20 protein-coding genes and 1 riboswitch are annotated in these 22715 nt (G+C 55.0%); of the genes, 12 read left to right on the forward strand and 8 right to left on the reverse strand.

The features are described 5' to 3' along the window. Positions 1 to 63 precede the first annotated feature (63 nt). Genes VOI14_RS09690 through lpxL form a run of 5 tightly spaced genes read right to left on the reverse strand, consistent with a single transcriptional unit; the run spans position 64 to position 4839 of the window. A complete protein-coding gene (locus VOI14_RS09690; RefSeq protein ID WP_323751851.1) occupies positions 64 to 786 on the reverse strand; it encodes a YrbL family protein in 723 nt (240 codons plus the stop codon). After that, a complete protein-coding gene (locus VOI14_RS09695) occupies positions 783 to 1802 on the reverse strand; it encodes a glycosyltransferase (RefSeq protein WP_323751852.1) in 1020 nt (339 codons plus the stop codon). Before VOI14_RS09695 ends, VOI14_RS09690 begins: the two co-directional genes overlap by 4 nt. Then, positions 1799 to 2917: a glycosyltransferase family 4 protein gene (locus tag VOI14_RS09700; RefSeq protein WP_323751853.1), complete on the reverse strand. Its 1119-nt coding sequence runs from the start codon at positions 2915 to 2917 to the stop codon at positions 1799 to 1801. The genes VOI14_RS09695 and VOI14_RS09700 overlap by 4 nt, the downstream gene beginning before the upstream one ends. Then, on the reverse strand, positions 2914 to 3876 hold the full coding sequence (locus VOI14_RS09705; protein ID WP_323751854.1) for a mitochondrial fission ELM1 family protein: 963 nt from the start codon (positions 3874 to 3876) through the stop codon (positions 2914 to 2916). The genes VOI14_RS09700 and VOI14_RS09705 overlap by 4 nt, the downstream gene beginning before the upstream one ends. A 3-nt stretch (positions 3877 to 3879) precedes the next feature. Continuing rightward, positions 3880 to 4839, reverse strand: coding sequence for an LpxL/LpxP family Kdo(2)-lipid IV(A) lauroyl/palmitoleoyl acyltransferase (gene lpxL / locus VOI14_RS09710; protein WP_323751855.1), 960 nt, complete (start codon positions 4837 to 4839; stop codon positions 3880 to 3882). Between the two features lie 102 nt (positions 4840 to 4941). On the opposite strand from lpxL, the gene waaA reads away from it, so the two are divergent. Beyond that, entirely contained in the window at positions 4942 to 6195 is a 1254-nt protein-coding gene (gene waaA, locus VOI14_RS09715; protein ID WP_323751856.1) for a lipid IV(A) 3-deoxy-D-manno-octulosonic acid transferase, read from the forward strand. A 47-nt stretch (positions 6196 to 6242) separates the two neighbouring features. On the opposite strand, the gene VOI14_RS09720 is transcribed toward waaA, so the two are convergent. Further along, positions 6243 to 7604 carry a TolC family outer membrane protein gene (locus tag VOI14_RS09720; protein WP_323751857.1) on the reverse strand — a complete coding sequence of 454 codons (1362 nt, stop codon included), beginning with the start codon at positions 7602 to 7604 and terminating at the stop codon, positions 6243 to 6245. Between the two features lie 183 nt (positions 7605 to 7787). After that, positions 7788 to 7901, forward strand: a riboswitch (TPP riboswitch). Positions 7902 to 7981: 80 nt separating this feature from the next. On the opposite strand from VOI14_RS09720, the gene thiC reads away from it, so the two are divergent. The 5 genes from thiC to VOI14_RS09745 all read left to right on the forward strand — a co-directional run bounded on the left by thiC (position 7982) and on the right by VOI14_RS09745 (position 12571). Further along, on the forward strand, positions 7982 to 9859 hold the full coding sequence (gene thiC, locus VOI14_RS09725) for a phosphomethylpyrimidine synthase ThiC (RefSeq protein ID WP_323751858.1): 1878 nt from the start codon (positions 7982 to 7984) through the stop codon (positions 9857 to 9859). Between the two features lie 230 nt (positions 9860 to 10089). Next, positions 10090 to 10710, forward strand: coding sequence for an NUDIX domain-containing protein (locus tag VOI14_RS09730; protein WP_323751859.1), 621 nt, complete (start codon positions 10090 to 10092; stop codon positions 10708 to 10710). Beyond that, positions 10707 to 11192, forward strand: a complete 486-nt coding sequence (locus VOI14_RS09735; RefSeq protein ID WP_323751860.1) for a DUF1249 domain-containing protein — start codon at positions 10707 to 10709, stop codon at positions 11190 to 11192. Before VOI14_RS09730 ends, VOI14_RS09735 begins: the two co-directional genes overlap by 4 nt. Positions 11193 to 11368: 176 nt before the next feature. Then, the gene (gene cpdA / locus VOI14_RS09740) at positions 11369 to 12175 is read left to right on the forward strand and encodes a 3',5'-cyclic-AMP phosphodiesterase (protein ID WP_323751861.1); all 807 of its coding nucleotides are present in this window, start codon (positions 11369 to 11371) and stop codon (positions 12173 to 12175) included. Positions 12176 to 12322: 147 nt separating this feature from the next. Beyond that, the gene (locus VOI14_RS09745; RefSeq protein WP_323751862.1) at positions 12323 to 12571 is read left to right on the forward strand and encodes a hypothetical protein; all 249 of its coding nucleotides are present in this window, start codon (positions 12323 to 12325) and stop codon (positions 12569 to 12571) included. Position 12572: 1 nt separating this feature from the next. Here the strand turns inward: VOI14_RS09745 and metE are convergent, their stop codons facing one another. Further along, a complete protein-coding gene (gene metE, locus VOI14_RS09750; RefSeq protein WP_323751863.1) occupies positions 12573 to 14843 on the reverse strand; it encodes a 5-methyltetrahydropteroyltriglutamate--homocysteine S-methyltransferase in 2271 nt (756 codons plus the stop codon). A gap of 114 nt (positions 14844 to 14957) precedes the next feature. Between metE and VOI14_RS09755 the strand changes: the two genes are divergently transcribed. From VOI14_RS09755 to VOI14_RS09765, 3 genes are read left to right on the forward strand one after another with little or no spacing between them, the layout of a single operon-like run. Further along, complete coding sequence (locus tag VOI14_RS09755) at positions 14958 to 15848, forward strand: LysR family transcriptional regulator (protein ID WP_323751864.1); 891 nt, start codon at positions 14958 to 14960, stop codon at positions 15846 to 15848. A 47-nt stretch (positions 15849 to 15895) separates the two neighbouring features. Next, positions 15896 to 16288, forward strand: coding sequence for a glycine cleavage system protein GcvH (gene gcvH, locus VOI14_RS09760; protein ID WP_323751865.1), 393 nt, complete (start codon positions 15896 to 15898; stop codon positions 16286 to 16288). Between the two features lie 54 nt (positions 16289 to 16342). Then, complete coding sequence (locus VOI14_RS09765; protein ID WP_323751866.1) at positions 16343 to 17539, forward strand: class I SAM-dependent rRNA methyltransferase; 1197 nt, start codon at positions 16343 to 16345, stop codon at positions 17537 to 17539. Positions 17540 to 17691: 152 nt separating this feature from the next. Here VOI14_RS09765 and VOI14_RS09770 read toward each other — a convergent pair whose 3' ends face one another. Beyond that, positions 17692 to 18348: an HAD family hydrolase gene (locus VOI14_RS09770; RefSeq protein ID WP_323751867.1), complete on the reverse strand. Its 657-nt coding sequence runs from the start codon at positions 18346 to 18348 to the stop codon at positions 17692 to 17694. Positions 18349 to 18531: 183 nt separating this feature from the next. Between VOI14_RS09770 and VOI14_RS09775 the strand changes: the two genes are divergently transcribed. The 3 genes from VOI14_RS09775 to VOI14_RS09785 all read left to right on the forward strand — a co-directional run bounded on the left by VOI14_RS09775 (position 18532) and on the right by VOI14_RS09785 (position 22705). Beyond that, complete coding sequence (locus VOI14_RS09775; protein WP_323751937.1) at positions 18532 to 19059, forward strand: RNA pyrophosphohydrolase; 528 nt, start codon at positions 18532 to 18534, stop codon at positions 19057 to 19059. 15 nt (positions 19060 to 19074) lie between these two features. Beyond that, positions 19075 to 21372 carry a phosphoenolpyruvate--protein phosphotransferase gene (gene ptsP / locus VOI14_RS09780; RefSeq protein ID WP_323751868.1) on the forward strand — a complete coding sequence of 766 codons (2298 nt, stop codon included), beginning with the start codon at positions 19075 to 19077 and terminating at the stop codon, positions 21370 to 21372. A 91-nt stretch (positions 21373 to 21463) separates the two neighbouring features. Beyond that, positions 21464 to 22705, forward strand: a complete 1242-nt coding sequence (locus VOI14_RS09785) for a patatin-like phospholipase family protein (RefSeq protein WP_323751869.1) — start codon at positions 21464 to 21466, stop codon at positions 22703 to 22705. Positions 22706 to 22715 lie beyond the last annotated feature (10 nt).

Raw genomic sequence — 22715 nt, forward strand, 5'->3', positions numbered from 1 at the left:
ATGTTTGACAGTTCCGTTAACATTCAAAGTGGACAACATACTAACATGCTGACCTTATGGGGTTTATCTTAAGCCTTGGAAATCTTCCCAAGATAAGCCTTCATCGCTTTGTTCCCAAGCCAGTCGTTTCCTGAATCGTGCGATTTTTCGTTTAATGTAGCGCGCACTCCATCCGGGTACCGAATCCAGAGCTTGTGGGATGGTCGGTGCACCCAGACCGTCAACCAGAAACAGGCGAGGGTGATCAAACCGATCCGAAACCACCAGGTTGTGGGGGAGCAGGTTTCTGGTCAGTATTTTGGTTTGCCAGAGCCAGGCCAGAAATTCATCGATTCCCAGGTTCAGGCTCGGAGTAAGGCCTTGCTCTTTGATTAATCGCTCAAGGGTTGGGGCAACGCTGCCATCGGCACAGCGTATCAGTTCGCTTTCATTGGCTTCACCCAATGACGTTGGAACACTGCCATAAAACCTTGGCAAATGGGCCCAGAGCAGTCCCTCATCGCCCTTCTCAAGGAGGCGGGTGAGCACGCGTTGATTGTGAGCCCGGATCTCCTGAGCGTTATCGTTAAGCCGCTCAGTGCCAAGAAGGCGTTTTATGGGCGACTGTCGTTTAAATCGCGCGGTAATGTTTTCGGGACGAATCACTTTCAAGCACCGGCTAGAGTCTAGCGGGTGTGTGTAGCACTTGCGGTTAGAACCTTGTGCGAAGGGCTTATGGCCGGATAAATCGATCATAGAGCTATGTTTTGGAGTGCAAGCGCGGGTTGCTGCAGTATAGTCCGTCATTTCTTGCTGCGCTCTAGTGCGAGTGTTTCTGACGCTTTTTGATAAACCTCGACTGTGTTGTCCGCCATCGCGGACAGCGACAGCTTTTCTTTGGCGAAGGCCCTTGCACCGGCTTGGTTAGCGGTTGCCGCCGTCAGATCTTGTTGGAGTAATCTGGCAAACTCGGCCGCCTCATCGCCTTGGTAAATGTGATCTTTGGGCAGGACTTCATTGGCAATCGGGACGTCGGTGGAAATAACAGGTTTGCCGAGTAGAAGCGCTTCCGCGCAGACATAGGAAAACCCCTCTCGCTCCGAACTGATTACTACGCCATCGGCTGCGGACATGAGAGAGGGTATGTCTGTGCGAAAGCCTAACAGTTGAATTTTGTCAGTTTGACCGGTGGATTCGATGAGCGCTTGAAGCCGCTGCTGCTCCGGACCTTCACCCGCGATCAACAGTGTTCCGGAACAAAAGCGGAACGTCTCGATCAGAAAGTCGAAGCGTTTTACGGGGGCCAGCCTGCCAACCGCCAGCCATACGGGATTGACCACTGCCTGGGAAGGCTTTGCAGGACCTTGCTTGGCGACCGAGGTCCCGTTGTAAACAACCGTCACCTCGGCTTGGTTGATGTCGTTTGCGAGCGCTTTACTTACCGCGATCAACTGATGGAAGGCGACGGCTTTAGGGTAGCGCGATTTGAAGCCATGAATGCTGGCCACGCGCACGTGCTTTTTGATAAATGGGGCGAGCCTTTGCACCACAAATGCTGCTTTAGTGCCTTGGGCGTGTAGAACTTGGTAATTTCCCTCCCGGATAACCCGCAAGATTTCAACCAGTAAAGTAATGGAGTTTCGCGACCGCCTCGCGTTAACGGCGTGGCAGGTAACGCCCTCAATCTTTTCAAGGTGCTGTGGCGCGGCCGCCAAGGACACCGAATGCCCCTGTTTCGCGATGGCAGATGCCAATTCTTGGGTGTGCTTCTCTAGACCTCCAATTCCGGGGTTGTCTGAGAGCATCAGCATCAGAACCTTCATCTCGGGCGGGCACCTTTCTCAGCAAGTACTTTGTCGTAAACGGCCAATGTCCCCTCCGTCTGCGCCCGCAACAAAAACCGCTCCGGCAGCTCAACTTCTCGCTTTGGTTTGTCGAGCAACGCCAGTACGGATTGAGCGAAGGCTTCCGTATCATCCGGTGTGACCAGGCCGTCTCGGAAACACGCCTGCAAGGTCTCCGCAGCACCGCCACGATTATAGGCGACAACCGGTGTGCCCGACGCCAGCGCTTCCGTAACGGTACGGCCGAACGGCTCGGGCTTAGTCGACATATGGCAGACCACGTCGGCAAACAGGTACAGATTGGTCATGTCGTTGCGTTGGCCAAGAAACGAGACCTGATTCGTCAGGTTCAGGCGGCTTCGTTCGGTTTCCAGTTCCTGTAAAAAGCGTTCCTTCCCGGGCTCCGCGCCGCCCACGATGATGCCGTGACAATCCGGACGCTGGCTGATGATGCTTTCCATGGCTTTCAGGAAATCCAGTTGGCCTTTCCAGCGGGAAATACGGCCCGGCATCATGATGATTTTTTTGTTCGTGAGTTGGGGGAATCGTGACAGCAGGATTTCCTGCCACTGCTCATTCATCGCGCGCTGGCGGAAGGCGTCAATATTCACCCCTCGCTGAATAACGGTCAGCTTGTCTTTCGGCACCTGGAAGTTGTTCAGGACGTAGTCGCTCACGCAGTTGGAGACTGCAATCACGTGGTCCGCTTTTGCCATGACAGCGCTGTAGGGATTCACCGAGTACATGCCATGAAATGTTGAGACGATGGCAGGGCGCTCGTCTGCCGGTAGCGACTTTAGAGCCAAATGGATAATCCAGGCCGGCATGCGTGAGCGAACGTGGACGATATCAGGCTTAAGGCGCTGGAGTAGCTGGCGCATCGGCAGGATCTGGCCGAATGACGCTGGGCTTTTACGGTGTATCGGCATGTAAAGATGCGTCGAGCCTTGGCCCCGAACTTGTTCGGCCATTGGCCCACCGTTTGAAACTACGAAGGATTCGTGGCCCCGCTTAACAAGTTCAGCCGCGAATTCCACCGTGCCCCGTTCTACACCGCCGCTGTAGAGGGCGGGAAGTGCCTGAAGTATTCTCAATGCGCTGTCTCCTTGTTGGCGCGTTGGGATAGGTTCGCAAATCGATTGATCAACCAGCGCGCGGCCCGGTCAGCTTCCCAGAGTTGAGCGTGTCGCTCGGCGTCTTCATACATAACCTGGCTGTGTTCGTTCCAGAGGGAGACCAGACCCTGCTCGACGAGCCGGTTAACCCCCCTGGCGACTCGGCTGCCACCTCGGGCGGGCAAATCCAGCAAACCGGTTGGTACGCCAGAAGTGGCAGCTTCGCAAACCATCGAAATGCTGTCCGGTGATACCCAGACAGCTCGTGACGCGGCCAGTTGGTGGTTCAGCCAGTTGTCATGGGTGTTTGCGTGGTGGACAAGGGTAACCTTGGGGCTTTGCAGTTCACTGAGTCTGCGAGTGAGAGCTGCGGGGGTGCGGCGAGAATCGCTGATGGTCCATCGCCACTCGGGATAGCGCGCGATCAAATTGGTGATTTGAGAAAGGACAGCATCGTCATCCCAGTCAAAGTGAGGTGATGGGCCGCCGGCCAAGATCAGAGCTTCTGGTTTTGACGTCAGCTTGGCCATTGGCGTCACCGCATTGATGACGCCCTCGGTGATCAGCGTTTTGCGCGATGCTTTTACGTTGTCGTGTGCTGGAATAATGGCTGCATCCACCCAGGCCAGCGGGAAAGCCGGTTTCATCAGCACCAGTGTGCGTGCTTTTCGCAGGCGGCGCAGGGCCAGTAATAATCGGTGCGTACCTGAGCCCGCAGCAATAATCAGAGCGGGCGCGGGGAATGATGAATCCAGAACAGGGGCAGCGCCTAGAAGAACTCGCCAGAGCGGCACCGGATAATCGGCTGCGTTGATCCAGTGAATGCTGGCGCCGGTAAGTACCCGCAAGCGATTTCCCAGCCCTTTGAGCTGGTTTTTATGCCCGGGTTTGTTATCGGTAATCAGCCAGATCGCCGGCGCCCGCGTTTCCGGATTCACGCGTTACCTCTTTTTTTTCCGTTTTTTGTAGAAGCCTGGATCGTCTTTGGAGGGTCGGGTTTTAAACCGGCGGTGCATCCAGAGATATTGGTCCGGGGCCCTGCGGATTTCTTGTTCAATAATGGCGTTGGCGCGGGTTGCATCGTTCAGATCATCGCCGCTGGGGAAGTTTTCCAGCGCAGGGTGAAAATAGATCTCGTAGCCGGGCTTGTCTTCGTGGCGGAAGTGGCTAAAAGGCACAACTCGGCACTTGCTGCGGTCCGCAATTCGGGACGTGGCCGTGATGGTGCCGGTAGGGATACCAAAGAAGGGGGCGAAGACAATGTCTTTGCGGCCATAGTCCTGATCGGTGGCATACCAGACCGCGTGGTTCTTTTTGAGGCTTCGAAACAGTCCCCGCAAGTCCTTGGATGCCAAAACAGCGCCGTAATGGCGGGCCCGTGCTCGGGTCATGACCGCGTTGGTTAGAGGATTGTTGTGGTCTCGCTGCATCACGTCCGAATCAATAAACTCCGTGGCCAGACAGCCGCCGAGATCCAGGGTGCTGTAATGGCCGCCCAGCAGTAAAACGCCGTGCCCATCTTCCAGAGCTTTCTCAAAATGTTCGAGGCCATGCACTTTGGTTATGCCAGTGAGCTTCTTGGAGTCACGAAACCAGGCAATGCCAATCTCCATCAAGCCAATGCCATTGGCGATAAACGCTTTTCGGACAAGCTTCGCTTGTTCTGCCTCCGAGAGCTCCGGAAAACACAAGCGAATGTTCACTTCGGTGATGTGGCGGCGGCTCTTGGCAAGCTTCCAAGCCATCAACCCCACGATCTTGCCCAACCACCACTGAAAGCGAATGGGCAGTTGGGCAAACAGCCACATAATCGATAGGCCCAGCCAAGTTGGCCACCAGCGAGGATGACGGTAAGCTGAATAATCGGTGTTTCTGGGTTGTTTGCGGTACTTCTTGTTCAAAATCGTGAATCCTGAATCGACAAACGTTACGCCCGAGGGCAAGATGCAGCCACTCGACAAATTTAGCCCTATGATAACGCACTGTTTTGCCGGGAGTCCTGCGTGTTTCATTTTATCTATTCCCAGCTGATCCGGCTGGTTTTGCCCTTTATCCTGCTCCGGCTTTGGTGGCAGGGTCGAAAAACGCCCGCCTTGCGCAGAGATTGGCAACACCGCTTGGGCATGGTTCCGGAAATGTCCGGGCCGGTTATCTGGGTGCACGCCGTATCCGTGGGCGAAACCATCGCAGCAGGCCCCTTGGTCCGGCGCCTACTGGCAAAGGAGCTGGGCGCAACCATTCTGATGACAGCGATGACCGATACCGGGCTAGCTCAAGCGCGAAAGATGTTTGGTGACAGGGTAGCCTATGCTTATGCTCCCTACGATACACCGGGTGCAATTCGCCGTTTTCTCAATCGTGTCAATCCCGGCATTCTCGTCATTCTGGAAACCGAAATCTGGCCTAATATGATCCGCCAGTGCCGGCGTCGCCGAGTCCCGGTATTTCTGATTAATGCCCGTTTATCTGAACGATCAGCCCAAGGCTACGAGAAAGTGAAAGGGCTGGCTGCGCCGGTGATGAAGAGCATCAGTTGGGTGGCGGCTCAGGCCGAACCGGATGCTGAGCGCTTTCGGCGCATTGGGGTGGCGGCGGACCGTGTTGAAGTGACAGGTAGTGTGAAGTTTGATGTGGATATACCGGATGATGTCAGAAACGCTTCCGAGGATGTCAGGAAGACGCTCAAGGGGCGTAAAGTCTGGATTTCCGGCAGCACACACAGTGGTGAAGACGAGCAGTTGCTGCGTGCACATCAGCGTATTCTCGAACAGCACGACGATGCGCTTTTGGTCATAGTACCCCGGCACCCAGAGCGCTTTGATACGGTTGCGACAATGGCCAAAGAGCTAGACTTTAAAGTGGCGCGTCGTTCATGCAATGACAGCCCTCAGCAATCTCAGGTGTATCTGGGAGATACCATGGGTGAGCTGATGATGCTCTACGGCGCAAGTGACATTGCTTTCGTGGGTGGCTCGCTGATTGAGCGCGGAGGCCATAACCCTTTAGAGCCCGCAGCTTGGGGGATGCCGGTATTTTCGGGACCTCATGTCTTCAACTTCGAGACGATCTATGAGCGTTTGGTGGCGGACGAAGGGGTACAAATTGTTGATGGCAGTGACGATTTGGCTACCGCAATCATTCATCTGATGACCGACTCGGTCGAATGCAAGGCCTACGGAGAGCGAGCGCTGGCGGTGGTGAATAATAATCGGGGCGCGTTGGATAAAGTGGTCGAAGGGATTATCGAAAGGGTGTAAGGCTCGGGCCAGTGAGTGACCCGAGCCTTCGGCAAAACCGGCGAGAATTACTCGCTGGGATCTTCCAGAGTTTTGCCGTCGTTTGCCATCGCTTCAATACCGCGGGCACCTTCGCTGAGCCAGTTGTTCAGCTCGATCAGGTCCTGCGGGCTAAGCGTACCGGCGGCCTGCTTCAATTGCAGAGAGTTGATCACATAGTCGTAGCGGGAATTGGCGTAATCCCGCAGGGCTACGTAGAAAGCTCGCTCCGCATCCAGCACTTCCACAATGTTGCGTGTGCCCACATCGTAACCGGCACGCGTTGCATCCAGAGCGCTGCGGCGGGAAATAATGGTCTGTTCAAGCGCAGAAGCAGTTTCCACGTTGTTGTTGACGGTCAGGAACAGGCTGCGCGTGTTCACCTGCACATCCCGGCGAACGGTGTTCAGATCCTGCTCGGCAACGGTGACCAGAGACCGCTGCTGGCGTACGCCGGCTTCAGTGCCACCACCCATGTACAGAGGTACGTTCAGTTCGAGGCCGATAACGCCTTGGGTGCCTTCTTGCTGAGCGCTCATTGAGCCGTCAAACTCACTTTCACCGTAGGACGCCACGAGGTCCAGAGTCGGCATGTGGCCGGACTTGGCAACTTTCAGGTTGGCTTCGCTGGCGTTCAGTTGGTAGATGGCTGCCTGGATAGACCAGTTCTGTTCCAACGCCGTGGCTTCCCAAGATGACGGGTCCATCGGATTCGGGCGGCCTAACGGGAAGTTTTCACGTAGGTTTTCGAGATCGGCGGCATACTCGCCGGTCAGGCGGGCAAGCTGCTCACGCGCCACGTTCAACTGGTTCTCTGCAGCGATGCGCAGGCTCTTGCTGTCATCGTAGCTGGCGCGAGCTTCATACACTTCGGTAATCGCAATCAGGCCCACATCATAGCGTTCTTGGGCTTGTTCGAACTGGCGCTGAATGGCCGCTTCGGTTGCTTGAGCGGTGGTAACCGTATCCTGAGCGCGTAGCACGTTGAAATAAGCCGTCGCGACGTCGAGGATCAGCTGCTGCTGAGCCAGGTTGTATTGGGCTTGAGCGGCTTCGGTCTGGAACTGGCTGGCGTCGTAACGGAACCAGTTGTCTGCCCGGAAAATAGGCTGAGTGAGTTGAACGCCGTAGTTCAGAGACTTGTAGCTGTCCCCGGAACCGTTCTCTGCATCAAAGTCGATATGATTGGCTTCGGCGTATGCGCCGATTTGAGGCAGCAGAGTGCTTTTGCTTACGTCACTGGCGGCTTGCTGGGATTGAAATCGCGCCATGGCTGAAGCAATGCCGGAGTCGTAAGACAGCGCCTTTTCGTAAGTCTCCATTAAATCCAGAGAGAATGCAGGCTGAGCTGCAAGCAGGGTGATCAGTCCTGGAATTAAGCGTTTTTTCATTGTATCTCCTGACAAACTATCTCCGGGCATCCGTGATCTGGATACAAGGATCGGAAGGCCACGTTGCCGAGTGCTAACGCAACAGCATGGTCCAAAAGTATCGGTGGCTCATTATGGACAATAATGAGTCCCGTCTCTACACTTGAGAAGCTCACACATTGTGTAAGCAACGAATTCGATATTCGCGTCTTGACGGGGTGCTGAATCGCCAGAAACGGGCGATAGGCTGAGATTGCAACGCAGAACCCGCGACCTGATCCGGATAATACCGGCGTAGGGATTAAGACCGCACGAACAGTGCCAAACAGCCAATCCTGGCGTTTTGGCAGTGCTCCGTCATGCGCGACCTGACACCTCAGAAGTTACTGGGAGCAGACATGACGGACATACCAGCATACCTCAGCGACTCCGCAAAAGTGGACTCGGCAGCAATCAAACCATTACCAAGCTCACGAAAAATCTACGTTCAGGGTAGCCGAGCCGACATTCGGGTGCCAATGCGGGAAATTACGGTGGGCGACACCCCGACCGAATTGGGGGGCGAGAAGAACGCGCCAGTGCTGGTGTATGACACTTCAGGCCCCTACACAGACCCGGACGCCAATATCGATTTGCGAAAAGGCTTGGTGCCGGTGCGAGCCAACTGGATTGCCGAGCGCGGTGACGTTGAGCCGCTCGAGGGTTACACCTCCGAGTTCACTCGCCGACGTATGAAAGACCCACTGCTGGACCCGCTTCGTTTCATGGACGAGCGAAAGCCGTTCAAAGCGAAACCCGGCAAGAACGTCACCCAGATGCATTACGCCCGACAGGGCATTATCACTCCGGAAATGGAATACATCGCCATTCGGGAAAATATGAAGCTCCAGGAAGCCCGCGATCAGGGGCTGGTGGACCAGCAGCACCCGGGTCAGTCGTTCGGCGCTAGCCTGCCAGCTGAAATTACCCCGGAATTCGTTCGTGAAGAAGTGGCGCGAGGTCGGGCGATCATCCCGGCCAACATCAATCACCCGGAAACTGAGCCGATGATCATCGGTCGGAACTTTCTAGTGAAGATCAACGGCAACATCGGTAACTCTGCCGTTACTTCTTCTATTGAAGAAGAAGTCGAGAAACTTACCTGGGGCATTCGCTGGGGCTCAGACACCGTGATGGACTTGTCCACCGGCAAAAACATCCATGAAACCCGCGAGTGGATCATCCGGAATTCTCCCGTTCCCATCGGCACCGTACCGATCTATCAGGCGTTGGAAAAAGTCGGCGGGGTAGCCGAAGACCTGACTTGGGAAATCTTCCGGGACACCCTGATCGAGCAGGCAGAGCAAGGTGTGGATTACTTCACCATTCACGCGGGTGTGCGCCTGCACCACGTGCCAATGACGGCCAAGCGGACCACTGGTATCGTCTCTCGCGGTGGCTCTATCATGGCGAAGTGGTGCCTGGCGCATCATAAAGAAAGCTTCTTGTACGAACACTTCGAAGACATTTGCGAGATCATGAAGGCCTACGACGTGTCCTTCAGTCTCGGCGACGGCTTGCGCCCAGGTTCCATTGCGGATGCCAACGACGAAGCCCAGTTCGGTGAGCTGGAAACCTTGGGTGAGCTCACCAAAATAGCTTGGAAACACGACGTTCAATGCATGATCGAAGGCCCCGGCCACGTGCCCATGCACCTGATCAAAGAAAACATGGACAAGCAGCTGGAATGCTGTGACGAAGCCCCGTTCTACACGCTCGGGCCACTGACCACAGATATTGCTCCGGGTTACGACCACATCACCTCGGGCATTGGTGCGGCAATGATCGGCTGGTTTGGTTGCGCCATGCTGTGCTACGTCACGCCGAAAGAGCACCTGGGTTTGCCCAACAAAGATGACGTAAAAACCGGCATCATCACCTACAAAATCGCCGCCCACGCGGCCGATCTGGCCAAAGGCCATCCGGGTGCACAGATTCGCGACAACGCCTTGTCCAAGGCGCGGTTCGAATTCCGCTGGGAAGATCAGTTTAACCTAGCACTGGACCCGGACACTGCGCGGGCGTTCCACGATGAAACCCTGCCGAAAGACTCCGCCAAAGTGGCCCATTTCTGCTCCATGTGCGGGCCGAAGTTCTGCTCGATGAAAATCTCACAGGAAGTACGGGATTATGCAGCGGAGCAGGGCGTGGATGAAGTATCTGCCATCGATGCCGGGATGCAGGAAAAATCTCGCGAGTTTGTGGCGTCTGGCTCTAAGCTTTACGACAAAGTCTGACTTCGGTGCTCGTGATCTCCCGGCCTTTGGGGTTGGGAGTTATGAGCCGGGGTGGTGGGGCGCTTCTGCTCCGCCATCCCTGGCTCTGCAAATTTCTGAACCGCCCCACCACTCCACCCCGGCTCTGGTAAGGTCTGCCTAACACGAAGCGGTCAGGCTCAGGCCGTAACTTGCAGCATCCCCATAATAACGGCTATCGTTCAAAACCGATTACCAAACCGGAAGAACCGATGCCACAACCGTTCCAGTTCACAGCAAGCGACGTCAAAATCGAAAAACGCGAAACCGTCTTCCAGGGCTTCTTCCGTATGGACAAACTCTGGCTGACCCACCCGCGCTTCGACGGCTGTGAAATGCCCACCTTTACCCGCGAACTCTTCATCCGCGGCGATGCCACCTGCGTACTGCCCTATGATCCAGAACGCGATGAAATCGTATTACTCGAACAATTCCGGCTTGGCGCCCTGGGGCGCAACCAGTCGCCATGGTTACTCGAACTCGTTGCTGGCATGAACGAAGAGGGCGAAAGCCCCGAAGACGTTGCACAGCGAGAAGGTCAGGAAGAAGCCGGGCTTAGCTTCAGCCGTCTTGATAAAATCTGCGACTACATGGTATCGCCCGGCGGCACCACTGAAATGATCCACCTCTATTGTGGGCAAATCAGTACAGTCGACGCTGGGGGAGTTTTTGGGGTTGAACACGAACACGAAGACATTCTCTCCCATGTGGTTTCGGCTGAAGAAACCTTTGCCATGATTGCCGATGGCCGCATCAACAACGCAGCCGCCATCATCGCCATCCAGTGGCTGCAATTAAACCGAGACCGGTTGCGTAAGGAGTGGCGGGCATGACTGAATGGGTAAAACGACCAAAGCGATACGTGCCGGACTTACGCCAGCTCGGTGCCCTGTGTGATGGCAACTACCACCGGCTGAGTAAACTGAGGCAGCTTCAAGCAGATGACGAGACCGTGTGTGAAATCGAATTACACCGGGAAGATCAGTATCTGGGCCGGGTCCGGATTGAGCGCCTGCAAAGAGCAAGGTTCACGGAAACCCTGTTGCTTGAACAAGTTCATAACAGTGGCCGTTGGCTCAACAACCCTCGAATGACTGTTCGTGTCTATCACGATGCGACAATGGCTGAGGTGATCAGTTGTTATCGGCATCGGCATATTGCCCCGGTGAACGATTACCCGAATCGTTTCATGCACCACCCAGACGAAAAGATTCAGATTAACGGCTTTCTCGCCGACTGGCTGGATTACTGTTTGCGCTTTGGACATCTGCCAATGGAACATGCCGTTTGGACGGCGGGGCAGGGCGGAGACTGAATCGAACTTATCTTCGAGGCATTTTAGTCGGTGTCATGGTTGCCAAAGACTGCAAAATATCAGGCGCGATTGACGAGAATGTGACTTATCCTTAATTCGTAGCCAATGCAACGAGACTCAGTCATCGTACACTAAGAACAAAACTAACCAGTTGCACAGACAACAGCAGGGCTAGCATGACCAACTCTGATCCCAAGCGCCCGTTACGGGTGCTGCAGTTGACGGACCCCCACCTGACCGCTCAGTCAGACGGAGTCTTGCTGGGGGTTAACACCCGAGACAGTCTCGCTGCTGTTATCGATGAAGCGCTGAAGGTGCATGGGCAGCCTGACTTGGTGCTGGCAACCGGCGACATCTCCCAAGATGCTTCGGCTGAAGCTTACCGGTATTTCGGGGAGCAACTGCAGGCCTTTCAGTGCCCTTCACTCTGGATCGCGGGAAATCACGACGACACTCCGCTGATGACCGCGATTGCCGCCGAGTTTCAGGCAGATCCGCGTCAGTGGATACAGGGCGGCTGGCACTTCGTGATGCTCGATTCTTCCGTTCACGGAAAAGTATTCGGTGAGTTGTCCGCGGAGGAACTTACCCGCCTCGACAACGCACTTTTCGAGCAGATTGAACTGCCCACCGTGGTGTGTTTGCACCACCATCCCGTAGACATTGGTTCTGACTGGATGGAAAAAATTGGCCTGAAAACTCGCGAGGGTTTTTGGCGAATCATCGATAAACACCCGCAGGTGAAGGTCGTGTTGTGGGGGCATATCCATCAAGAGCTTCAGCAGCAACGGAACGGTGTGGATTTGCTCGCTACCCCCTCCACATGCATCCAGTTTACCGCCGGTTCCAGTGATTTCTCGGTTGAACCGCGTGCACCTGGCTACCGATGGATTGAATTAGATCCCTCCGGAAGTGTTGTTACCGAGGTTCGTAGGGCCAGCCAGTTTGAATTCAAGCTGGACGAAAGCAGTACCGGGTATTGATCGCATAACGCCTCGCTCTTCTTCCACGCAACTCCTGCTCGCCACTGTAAGACAGTTTACTGATTGGGATGATCAGTTTGTTACGATAGCAACGCTGTGAATGCAATTTCACAAGGACGAACACCCTCAGTCAACGGATGACGAGCCATGAAAATTTTACGCTCTTGGGATCTGCGCGTTGCAGATTTGCCCAGACTGGAATCTCCTTTCTTTGCGGCCTCAAAGGCCAAATGCCTGATCCTTGATCATGCCCATAATGCCAACAAGATTGACCTTGAACATCTACTCGGGCGGGCTGGTGCTTATCCCGGTGGGGGCCGTGCCTCCAGATATTACCGCACCGCGTTAGTTGATGATGGGGTGCGCCGTATTGGGCGCACCTCGGTCTCAGCTTGAACTATGCCCGCAGCGCCTGAGCTGCGGCTACCATGGTCTCCAAGGCGGGAGTCACTTCCTCCCACTTCCGCGTTTTCAGTCCGCAGTCCGGGTTGATCCACAACCGTTCTGCCGGAATCCGCTCCGCGGCGAGCTGCATCAGGTTGATGATTTGCTCTTTCTTGGGAACGTTGGGCGAGTGGATGTCATACACCCCGGGCCCGATGTCGTTCGGGTACTCGAAGCTCTTGAAAGCATCCAGAAGCTCCATGTCGGAGCGTGACGTCTCGATGGTGATCACGTCGGCATCCATGCGGGCGATGGCCTTGATGATGTCGTTGAACTCCGAATAACACATGTGAGTGTGAATCTGAGTACGGTCCTCTACGCCGTTGGCCGCAATGCGGAAGCTGTTGATGGCCCAATCCAGATAAGTCTCCCAATCAGACTGTCGAAGGGGTAGGCCTTCGCGCAGAGCGGCTTCGTCGATCTGGATGATACCCACACCGGCTTTTTCCAAATCCTGAACTTCTTCACGAATGGCCAGCGCCAGTTGCAGGCACGAATCTTTGCGGGGTTGATCGTCCCGTACGAAGGACCAGTTCAGAATGGTCACCGGCCCGGTCAACATGCCTTTCACGGGTTTGTCGGTCAGTGATTGGGCATAGCGAATCCAGTCTACGGTCATTGCCTTCGGGCGGCGGATGTCGCCGAACAGAATGGGCGGCTTCACGCAGCGCGAACCGTACGACTGAACCCAGCCAAATCGAGTAAAGGCATAGCCTTCTAGCTGTTCACCGAAGTATTCCACCATGTCGTTGCGCTCGGCTTCACCGTGAACGAGAACGTCCAGCCCCAAGGCTTCCTGGTTGCGAATACAGCGTTCGATCTCCGCCTTCATTTGGGCTTCGTAGTCAGTTGTGGTTAGATCGCCTTTACGGAACTGTAAGCGTGCCTGACGGATCTCCGGGGTTTGCGGAAACGAACCAATGGTGGTGGTCGGGAACGCAGGCAGCTGAAGTTTCTGCTGCTGAAGCGCTATTCGATGAGTGTAGGGGTTCTGGCGGTTGCCAAGCTCGGTTGTTATTTCCGCTACCGCTGCTCGAACGTCCGGATTGGTGACGCGAGCCGAGTTGCGGCGGCTATCAATGGCTTCCTGATTGCGAGCCAGTTGCTGTTGGACCGATTCACGGCCTTCGTTCAGAGCGAGGGTCAGCACCTGAAGTTCATCCAGCTTCTGTATAGCAAAAGCCAGCCAGTTACGGATTTCTGGGTCCAGTCCCGTTTCCTGGGACAAATCGACGGGCACGTGAAGCAGCGAGCAAGAGGGTGCCAGCCACAGGCGCTCGCCAAGCTTCTCATGCACGGGCTCCAGCCAGTCCAGCGTTTTATTTAGATCGGTTTTCCAAATGTTACGACCACTGATTACGCCCAGAGACAGAACCTTGTGCGTCGGCAGCCAGTCGGCAATACGGTTAACCTCATCCGGTGCGCTGACAGCGTCCAGATGCACGCCGGCTACCGGCAGCTCGCAGGCCAGTTGCAGGTTGTTGCGCAGCTCGCCGAAGTAAGTCGCCAGCAATAATTTTGGGCGGTTGGTTTTCAATTGGTGATAGGCCAGGTTGAAGGCGTAACGCCAGTTGGCGTCCAGTTCAGTGACCAGAGCGGGCTCGTCAATTTGAACCCATTCGGCGCCGGCATCGGCGAGGGTCTCCAGCAATTGCGAATAAACGGGCAGTAGACGCTCGAGCAAATCAAGACGATTGCTGCCGTCTGAGGTTTTGCCGAGCCACAGGTACGTGACGGGGCCAATAATAACGGGCTTCGCTGCGACTCCTTGTTGTTGTGCTTCGGCCAGTTGTCTCAGCAGGCGCTCCGGGTTCAGTTCAAACTCAGTATCCGCGGTAAACTCCGGCACGATGTAGTGGTAATTGGTGTCGAACCACTTGGTCATTTCTCCGGCCGCGATGGCGCAGCAGGGGCTGTCATTAGCGCCTCGGCCACGGGCGGCGCGGAAGTATGCGTCCAGCCCGTTCCCTTCTTTTTCCGCTGCGCGAGTCGGCAGGTTGCCCAAAGTGACGGACATGTCGAGCACCTGATCGTATAGCGAGAAATCTCCCACGGGAACAAAATCCAGATCCGTTTGCTGCTGCCAATGTTTCTGGCGCAGCTCAGCGGCGGTTGCGGCTAGATCCTGTTCGGATTTCCGCCCTGCCCAGTAATGTTCCAATGCGAATTTCAGTTCCCGTTGGTCGCCAATGCGTGGAAACCCGAGGTTGTGTGTCGTAACCATGATGTCGCCCTTGATGGTGTCTGTTGTGAGTAGGTGGGCTAGATTATGATGTTCGGTTAATGAATAAAAATGGTATTATCTCAACTATTCATGAATAAAATTCACGGTTTAGCCATGATTGAGCGAAGTCATCTGGAAATATTTCGTGCGGTCGAGCGACAAGGCTCGCTCACTGCTGCGGCCGAGCAGCTGCATTTGACGCAATCCGCGTTGAGTCACGCGATTCGGAAGTTGGAGCAGCAGCTGGGAACGCCAGTGTGGTTGCGAGAAGGGCGGCAGTTGCGGTTTACCCAAGCGGGTGAGCAGTTGCTTGCGCTTGCTAACCGGCTATTACCGCAGTTTGAGCACGCGGAAATGCTGGTAGGGCAGGTGGCTAAGGGTCAGCGTGGCAGCTTGCGGGTGGGCATGGAGTGCCATCCTTGTTACCAGTGGCTGTTGAAGGTGGTTGGTCCTTATCTACAGCAGTGGCCCGATGTTGATGTGGATGTTAAACAAGAGTTCCAGTTTGGCGGAATGGGCGCGCTGTTCGGCCATGATATCGATTTGTTGGTCACGCCCGACCCGCTGCACCGCCCCGGCGTTTGCTTTGAGCCCGTGTTCGATTATGAGCAGGTGCTGGTGGTGGCGAGCGATCATCCGTTGGTGGAAAATGACTGGGTAGAGCCAGAGCAATTGGCGAGTGAAACGTTGATCACCTATCCGGTGGCACCGGAACGGCTGGACATCTTTACCCGCTTCTTTTTGCCCGCTCACGCCGCGCCGGCATTCCACAAAACAATCGAAACGACCGATATCATGTTGCAGATGGTTGCTGCGGGCCGAGGTGTGTCTGCATTGCCGCGATGGCTGGTGGATGAGTACGCGCAGAAAATGCCGATTAAGGCTTTGCGATTGGGCAAGGGTGGCATGCCGAAACAGATATTTTTGGGCTTTCGGGAGCGGGATCGGGATGTGGATTATCTGGTTGCGTTTATGAAGCTGGCCCGTAGCATTCGCTGGAACTAAGCTCTTCGGTTAAACTGCGCAAAAAATTTCAACAGGACACACAGATTATGAGCAATATCCCTGCGGATCTTAAATATCTTGATACTCACCAGTGGGTGCGGGTAGAGGCTGACGGCACGGCGACGGTCGGTATTACAGATTTTGCCCAGGCGCAGTTGGGTGATGTGGTGTATATCGGCGTTCCAGAAGTGGGTGCTACGGTCAATGGTGGTGAGGAAGCGGGCGTTGCCGAGTCGGTAAAGTCGGCGTCGGATGTGTTCAGTCCGGTGACCGGTGAGGTTCTTGAGGTGAATGAGAAACTCGAGGATGAGCCGGAGATTGTGAACGATGATCCTTACGGTGAAGGCTGGATGTTCAAGGTTAAGATGGCGGATGAAGGTGAGTTGGATGGCCTGATGGATCCCGAAGCATACGCTGAACACGTGGCTTCAGAGGGTTAAGGGTTTTAGATTGGTGCAGCTCGCATAACGAATGAACTCACAGGTAATTAATTAATGGATTTCCCGATTCTCTACCTGCGCAAAGGCGCAGAACGCCGTCTCCGTGCTGGCCACTTGTGGGTTTACAGTAATGAGGTGGACATTAAACGCAGTCCGTTAACAGAATTCCAAGCGGGTGCTCAGGCTCAGTTGCGGGCGTCTAATGACAAGCCGCTGGGGACAGTGTTTGTGAACCCCCATGCGTTGATCTGTGGTCGTTTGATCAGTCGGGAACCCGCGCACGGTATGACGCCCAAGCGGTTGACGGATCGGATGGAAGCGGCGCTTTCGTTGCGGGAGCGCTTGTTTGACAAGCCGTTTTATCGCTGGGTGTTTGGTGACAGCGATGGGCTGTCGGGCTTGGTGGTGGATCGCTTTGATGATGTTGTGGTGGTGCAGATTTCGACCGCAGGTATGGAGCTGATGAAAGACGCCATTGTGCGGGCAGTGCAGCGTTTGGCGCATCCCCGTGTGGTGGTACTGAAGAACGATGGCAAGATGCGCAAGGTGGAAGGCCTGTCCGATTACGTGGAATTTGCCCACGGGCCGGAGACGGATATTTTGCGAGTGGAAGAGAACGGCGCGCAGTTTGAAGTGCCTTTGGCTGGTGGGCAGAAGACGGGATGGTTTTACGATCATCGGATGAATCGTCAGCGGCTTCAGGCCTATGCGCCCGGTAAACGAGTGTTGGATGTGTTCAGTTATGTCGGCGGCTGGGGGATTCAGGCCGCGTGTGCCGGTGCTTCTCAGGTGACCTGTGTCGATGCTTCATCGTCTGCGGTGAACTCGGTGCATCACAACGCCAAATTGAACGGGCTGGATAATGTGGACACCATTGAGGGCGATGCCTTTGATGCCTTGAAAGCCCTTGCGGATGAGAAAGAGAAGTTCGACATCGTGGTGCTCGACCCGCCTGCATTGATTCCGCGCCGCCGTGACCAGAAAGCCGGAGAGCAGGCTTATGCTCGTTTGAATCAGCTGGGTTTGCGGTTACTTGAGCGTGATGGCCTGCTGGTGTCAGCGTCTTGTTCGATGCATTTGTCGCAGGAAAAACTGATCGACATCATTCGCGGCAGTGGCCGGAAGATTGATCGTTTTGTGCAATTGCTGGAGCAGGGACATCAGGCGCCGGATCATCCGGTTGTCCCTGGTATTCCTGAAACCGATTACATCAAGTCTTGCTTTGTGCGCTCGCTGACCGGTTTTTTGTAAAGGTCGCGAACTTCTACCCAATGTAGGTCGCCGGTGGGAAACCCTTCCGGTATCGACAAATCAGGGATGATTTTGTCGATACCGTGATGTATTCACCGCGTATCCCGGCAACGCCGTCCTATTGCTAGCCGGGCGGCGGTCTCCGTAATGCGCTAATCCCGAAGCGACATCACCGGCCAGCCACTCTCATTGGCCAGTTTCTCCAGCGTTGGGTCCGGGTCCACAGCCACTGGGTTCTGTACCAATTTCAGCAGTGGTACATCGTTGTGGGAATCGCTGTAAAACCAAGCGCCCTCCAGGGTCTCATCGAAGGCCTGCAGCCAGTCATTCAGGCGCACCACTTTGCCGTCCTGAAAACTTGGTGTTCCCGCTACTTCTCCGGTAAACCGACCGTTCACCAACTCCGGCTCGGTCGCTATCAGGTAATCCACACCCAAAAGCTCCGCAATCGGCTCGGTAATAAATCGGTTGGTGGCGGTAATGATCATCAGAGTGTGGCCCTGAGCACGGTGATCAGCCAGCAATTTTGCAGCTTTCTCCAGCATCATCGGCTGCACTTTTTTCGCCATAAATGCTTCGCGCCAGGATTCCAGTTCTTCCATGCTGTGGGTGGACAGCGGTTGCAATGCAAAACGCTGGTATTCGAAAACGTCCAGCTCGCCATTCAGGTATTCCTGATAAAAGCGGTCGTTGGCCTGGCGATACACCTCTGCGTCCACCATGCCCTCTTCTACCAGAAATTCTCCCCAAGCGTGGTCGCTGTCGCCGGCCAGCAAGGTGTTGTCCAAGTCAAAAATTGCGAGCGTCAAGCCGCGTCCTCCCATTGTCACAGGCTTTTGAGCAAAGCTGACAGTCTAGCACGGCTCTGATGAGGTGTGCTGCATGCAGCATCGTTTGCTGAACCATTGGGTTTCTGTAAGAATGATAGCAACTTGGACAAATTTCGTCGGTTGGAAAAACAACCGGTCACCGACTATTACGAGGACTGTGCCGTGATCGACTCAGACGGTTTCAGACCCAACGTCGGAATCATTCTGGCCAACCACAGGGGTGAGGTTCTCTGGGCGAGGCGAATAGGGCAGGACTCCTGGCAATTTCCGCAAGGCGGCATTAATCCGAATGAGTCGCCTGAAGAGGCCTTGTACCGGGAGCTGGAAGAGGAAATTGGCCTCAGTGCTAATGATGTGGAAATCATCACGTGCACAAGAGGGTGGCTAAGGTATCGGCTGCCCAGAAGGATGGTACGCCACAATTCGCACCCGGTATGTGTGGGGCAAAAACAGAAATGGTTCCTGCTGCGGATGTTGTCACCAGATGCGCATGTTCGCGTAGATGGTACAGAGTCACCTGAATTCGACGGTTGGCAGTGGGTGAGCTACTGGTACCCGTTGGGACAAGTGATTGCGTTCAAAAGAGAAGTGTACAGGCGCGCGCTGAGAGAACTGGCCCCCAGACTGTTTCACAATATGGAACAGTGGCAGAAAGGAGAGTCAAACCGGCGTTTGAAGGAACATCAATAATTATGGACTAGTCCAATGCTCGGCATCTTGCGAAGTATCGTACAAGAGGTAAACAGCGCCCGTGATCTGAACGAGGCACTCGATATCATTGTTTCGCGAGTGCAGAAAGCCATGGGAACCGAAGTCTGTTCGGTTTACCTGCTGGACCCCGCCTCGAATCGTTACATTTTGATGGCCACCGAAGGTCTGTATAAAGACGCGGTGGGCCATGTCAGTCTGGCCCATTCCGAGGGCCTTGTCGGGCTTGTAGGCTCCCGAGAGGAGCCGATCAACCTCGAAGATGCGCCCTCTCATCCCCGTTATCGTTACTTTCCGGAAACCGGTGAAGAGCGATTCAGTTCGTTCCTTGGGGTGCCTATCATTCACCACCGTGTCGTATTGGGTGTTTTGGTGGTGCAGCAACGCGAAAATTCCCGCTGTTTCGATGAGGGCGAAGAAGCCTTTTTGGTGACGATTTCAGCCCAATTGGCGGGTGTTATTGCGCACAGTGAGGCGACCGGAGCGATCAGTGGTTTATCGTTAACCGGTGAAGAGACCCATGACGTTTGCTTTAACGGGGTGCCAGGTGCGCCCGGTGTCGCCATCGGCACCGGTACGGTGGTCTATCCATCAGCGGATCTTGATGTTGTACCAGAGAAGCCCGCTGACGATATAGATCGCGAGCTGGAGCTCTTTTGGAGCGCGGTTCAAGCTGTAAAAGAAGACATCGAGCGTGTTGCCAATCGCTTGGCTTCACAGCTTCGGCCAGAAGAGCAAGCGCTGTTTGACGTATACCTGCGGATGCTGGATGAAAGCGCGCTTCCTGGCGAAGTGGTCAGTAAAATTCAGGAAGGCACTTGGGCACAGGGTGCCTTGAAGCAGGTGATTCAGCAGTACATTCGTCATTTTGAGTTGATGGACGATTTGTACCTGCAGGAACGTGTCGTCGATATCCGGGATCTGGGCCGCCGCCTGTTGTCGCACATGCAGGAAGGTGAGCAGAAGCATCTGGAATACCCAGAGCGCACGGTTCTGGTGAGTGAAGAACTTACGCCGGCCATGTTGGGCGAAGTGCCGAAAGGGCAGTTGGTGGGGCTGGTCTCGGTAAAAGGCTCCAGTAACTCTCACGTCGCCATTCTGGCACGGGCCATGGGCGTCCCGACTGTAATGGGGCTGGTGGATATACCCGTCAACCAGCTGGGTGGTCGTGAGCTGGTGGTGGATGGCTTCGAAGGTCAAATTTTTGCGTCGCCTTCCGCCGATCTTCGGGCGTTTTATCAGGCCATATGTGAAGAAGAGGATGAGCTGTTCCGAGGGCTGGAAGAGCTGCGGGATAAACCATGCGAAACGTTGGATGGGCATCGAGTGCCTTTGCTGGTGAACACCGGCCTGATGACCGATGTGGTGCGCTCACTCTCTCATGGTGCCGAAGGCATCGGACTTTACCGTACCGAAGTGCCGTTCATGATCAAAGATCGTTTCCCGTCCGAGCAAGAACAGCGGGAGTACTATCGGGAGCAGCTTGAAGCCTTTGCTCCAAATCCGGTCACCATGCGAACCCTGGACATCGGCGGTGATAAAGCGCTGACCTACTTCCCGATTCAAGAAGAGAACCCGTTCCTGGGTTGGCGGGGTATCCGGGTAACGCTGGACCACCCGGAAATCTTTTTATTGCAGGTTCGGGCTATGCTCAAAGCCAGCGAAGGCCTGAACAACCTGCAAATTATGTTGCCCATGATCAGCAATGTCTCCGAGGTGGAGGAGTCTCTGCACCTGATCTACCGTGTTTATCACGAGGTACGGGAAGAGGGGTACGATGTTCACATGCCCAAAGTGGGCGTGATGATCGAGGTGCCGGGGGCGGTATATCAGATTCGCGAGCTGGCGGATCGAGTGGATTTCGTCTCGGTAGGTTCCAATGACCTCACCCAATATCTGCTGGCGGTTGACCGTAACAACCCGCGGGTTGCTCAGCTGTATCATTCGTACCACCCGGCGGTCTTGCAGGCGTTGGTTCGTATTGCGCAAGACACCCATGCGGTTGGTAAACCGGTGGGAATCTGTGGCGAGCTGGCGGGCGACCCGGGCGGTGCTTTGCTGCTGATGGCTATGGGTTACGATTCGTTGTCGATGAACGCGGCCAGCCTGCCGAAAGTAAAATCGGTGATTCGCAGCGTCGATCGGGAATGGGCCGTTCAGTTGTTGCAAGACGTTTTGCTGCTGGATTCGCCGCATGTCATAAAAAGCTGTGTCGATCTGGCGCTCAGAAATGCAGGCTTCGGCCGATACCTTCGTCCCGTTAAATCGGCCGTGAGTGAACAGGCTGTGATTTAAGCAGTGTTTTGGCGGTTAGTGTGTTTACTCTAAAAGCGATTGGTAGCTTTGTACTGTTAATCTTAACTGTAGTACCTACAAAGGATAGTTGATGACAGACGTGACCGAGCTCAAGCCAATACCCAAAATAGGTCTCGCCCTGGGGGGCGGAGGGCCGTTAGGTGGTATTTACGAGATCGGCGCGTTACGGGCTCTTGATGAAGCGCTCGATGGTCTCGACTTCAATGAGTTGAATGTCTACGTTGGCGTAAGCTCAGGCTCGTTTGTAGCTTCCCATTTAGCCAATCAGGTAACCACTGCGCAGCTATGCCGGATTTTTGTGCGTAACGAGGCTGAGGTTCACCCTTTTCATCCGGATGTATTCTATCGTCCTGCGCTTCGTGAGATCGGCAGTCGTCTATTGGCGGTACCAAAGCTCCTTAGCACAGCGGTTAGTCGGTTTATTAACAATCCCTATGATCAAAGCCTATTGGAAGCCCTGACCATTCTGGCTCAGGCTGCCCCTGCGGGGTTGTTTGATAACGAAGGTCTGCATGACTACTTGCGCCGAGCCTTTACCATGCTGGGTCGCACCAATGATTTCCGGCAACTAAAGCGCAGTCTGTACATCGTGGCGGCGGATGTGGAAAGTTCCGATGCCGTGTGTTTTGGCGCGCCCGGTTTTGATCACGTGCCCATCTCCAAGGCCGTTCAGGCCAGCACGTCTTCCCCAGGCTTGTATGTCCCAGTAGAAATCGATGGCCGTTATTATGTTGATGGCACTCTGAGAAAAGGCCTGCATGCGTCAGTAGCTTTTGAAGATGGCGCTGATCTGGTCTTTGCGATCAACCCGCAAGTGCCCATCGATGCAAGCGCGGCTGTACGTGCGGGCTCTTTGAAAGCGGGTGACCTGACTCACTCCGGTATGCCGAATCTGTTGTCCCAGACCTTCCGAACCATGGTCTATTCGCGGATGCAGTCGGGCATTGCTCAGTACGCCAGAGACTATCCGGATAAAGAAATTTTGCTGTTTGAGCCCACACGGGACGACGCCAAGTTGTTTTTCTCCAACGTGTTCAGCTTCCAGAGTCGCCGAATGGTGTGCGAACACGCCTATCAGATGACACGTCGGGATCTTCTGAATCGTGCGGATGAACTGGAGCCGAAACTGGCTCAATACGGTATCAAGCTACGCAGGGACCGGCTGGAAGACGAGCAGCGCACCATCAGCACCAGCCTATACGGTGAACTGCTGCCATTGTATGTGGCGAAAGGCCGGAAACAACAGGCTAAGAAAGGTCGGTTGGCAACAGGGCTGAGCAACGTCACGCATCTGTTTTCCAAGGCGCAATAGCGCGTTAAAG

It is taken from the genome of Marinobacter sp. (genome assembly GCF_034669625.1).
In the GTDB taxonomy this organism is placed as follows: domain Bacteria; phylum Pseudomonadota; class Gammaproteobacteria; order Pseudomonadales; family Oleiphilaceae; genus Marinobacter.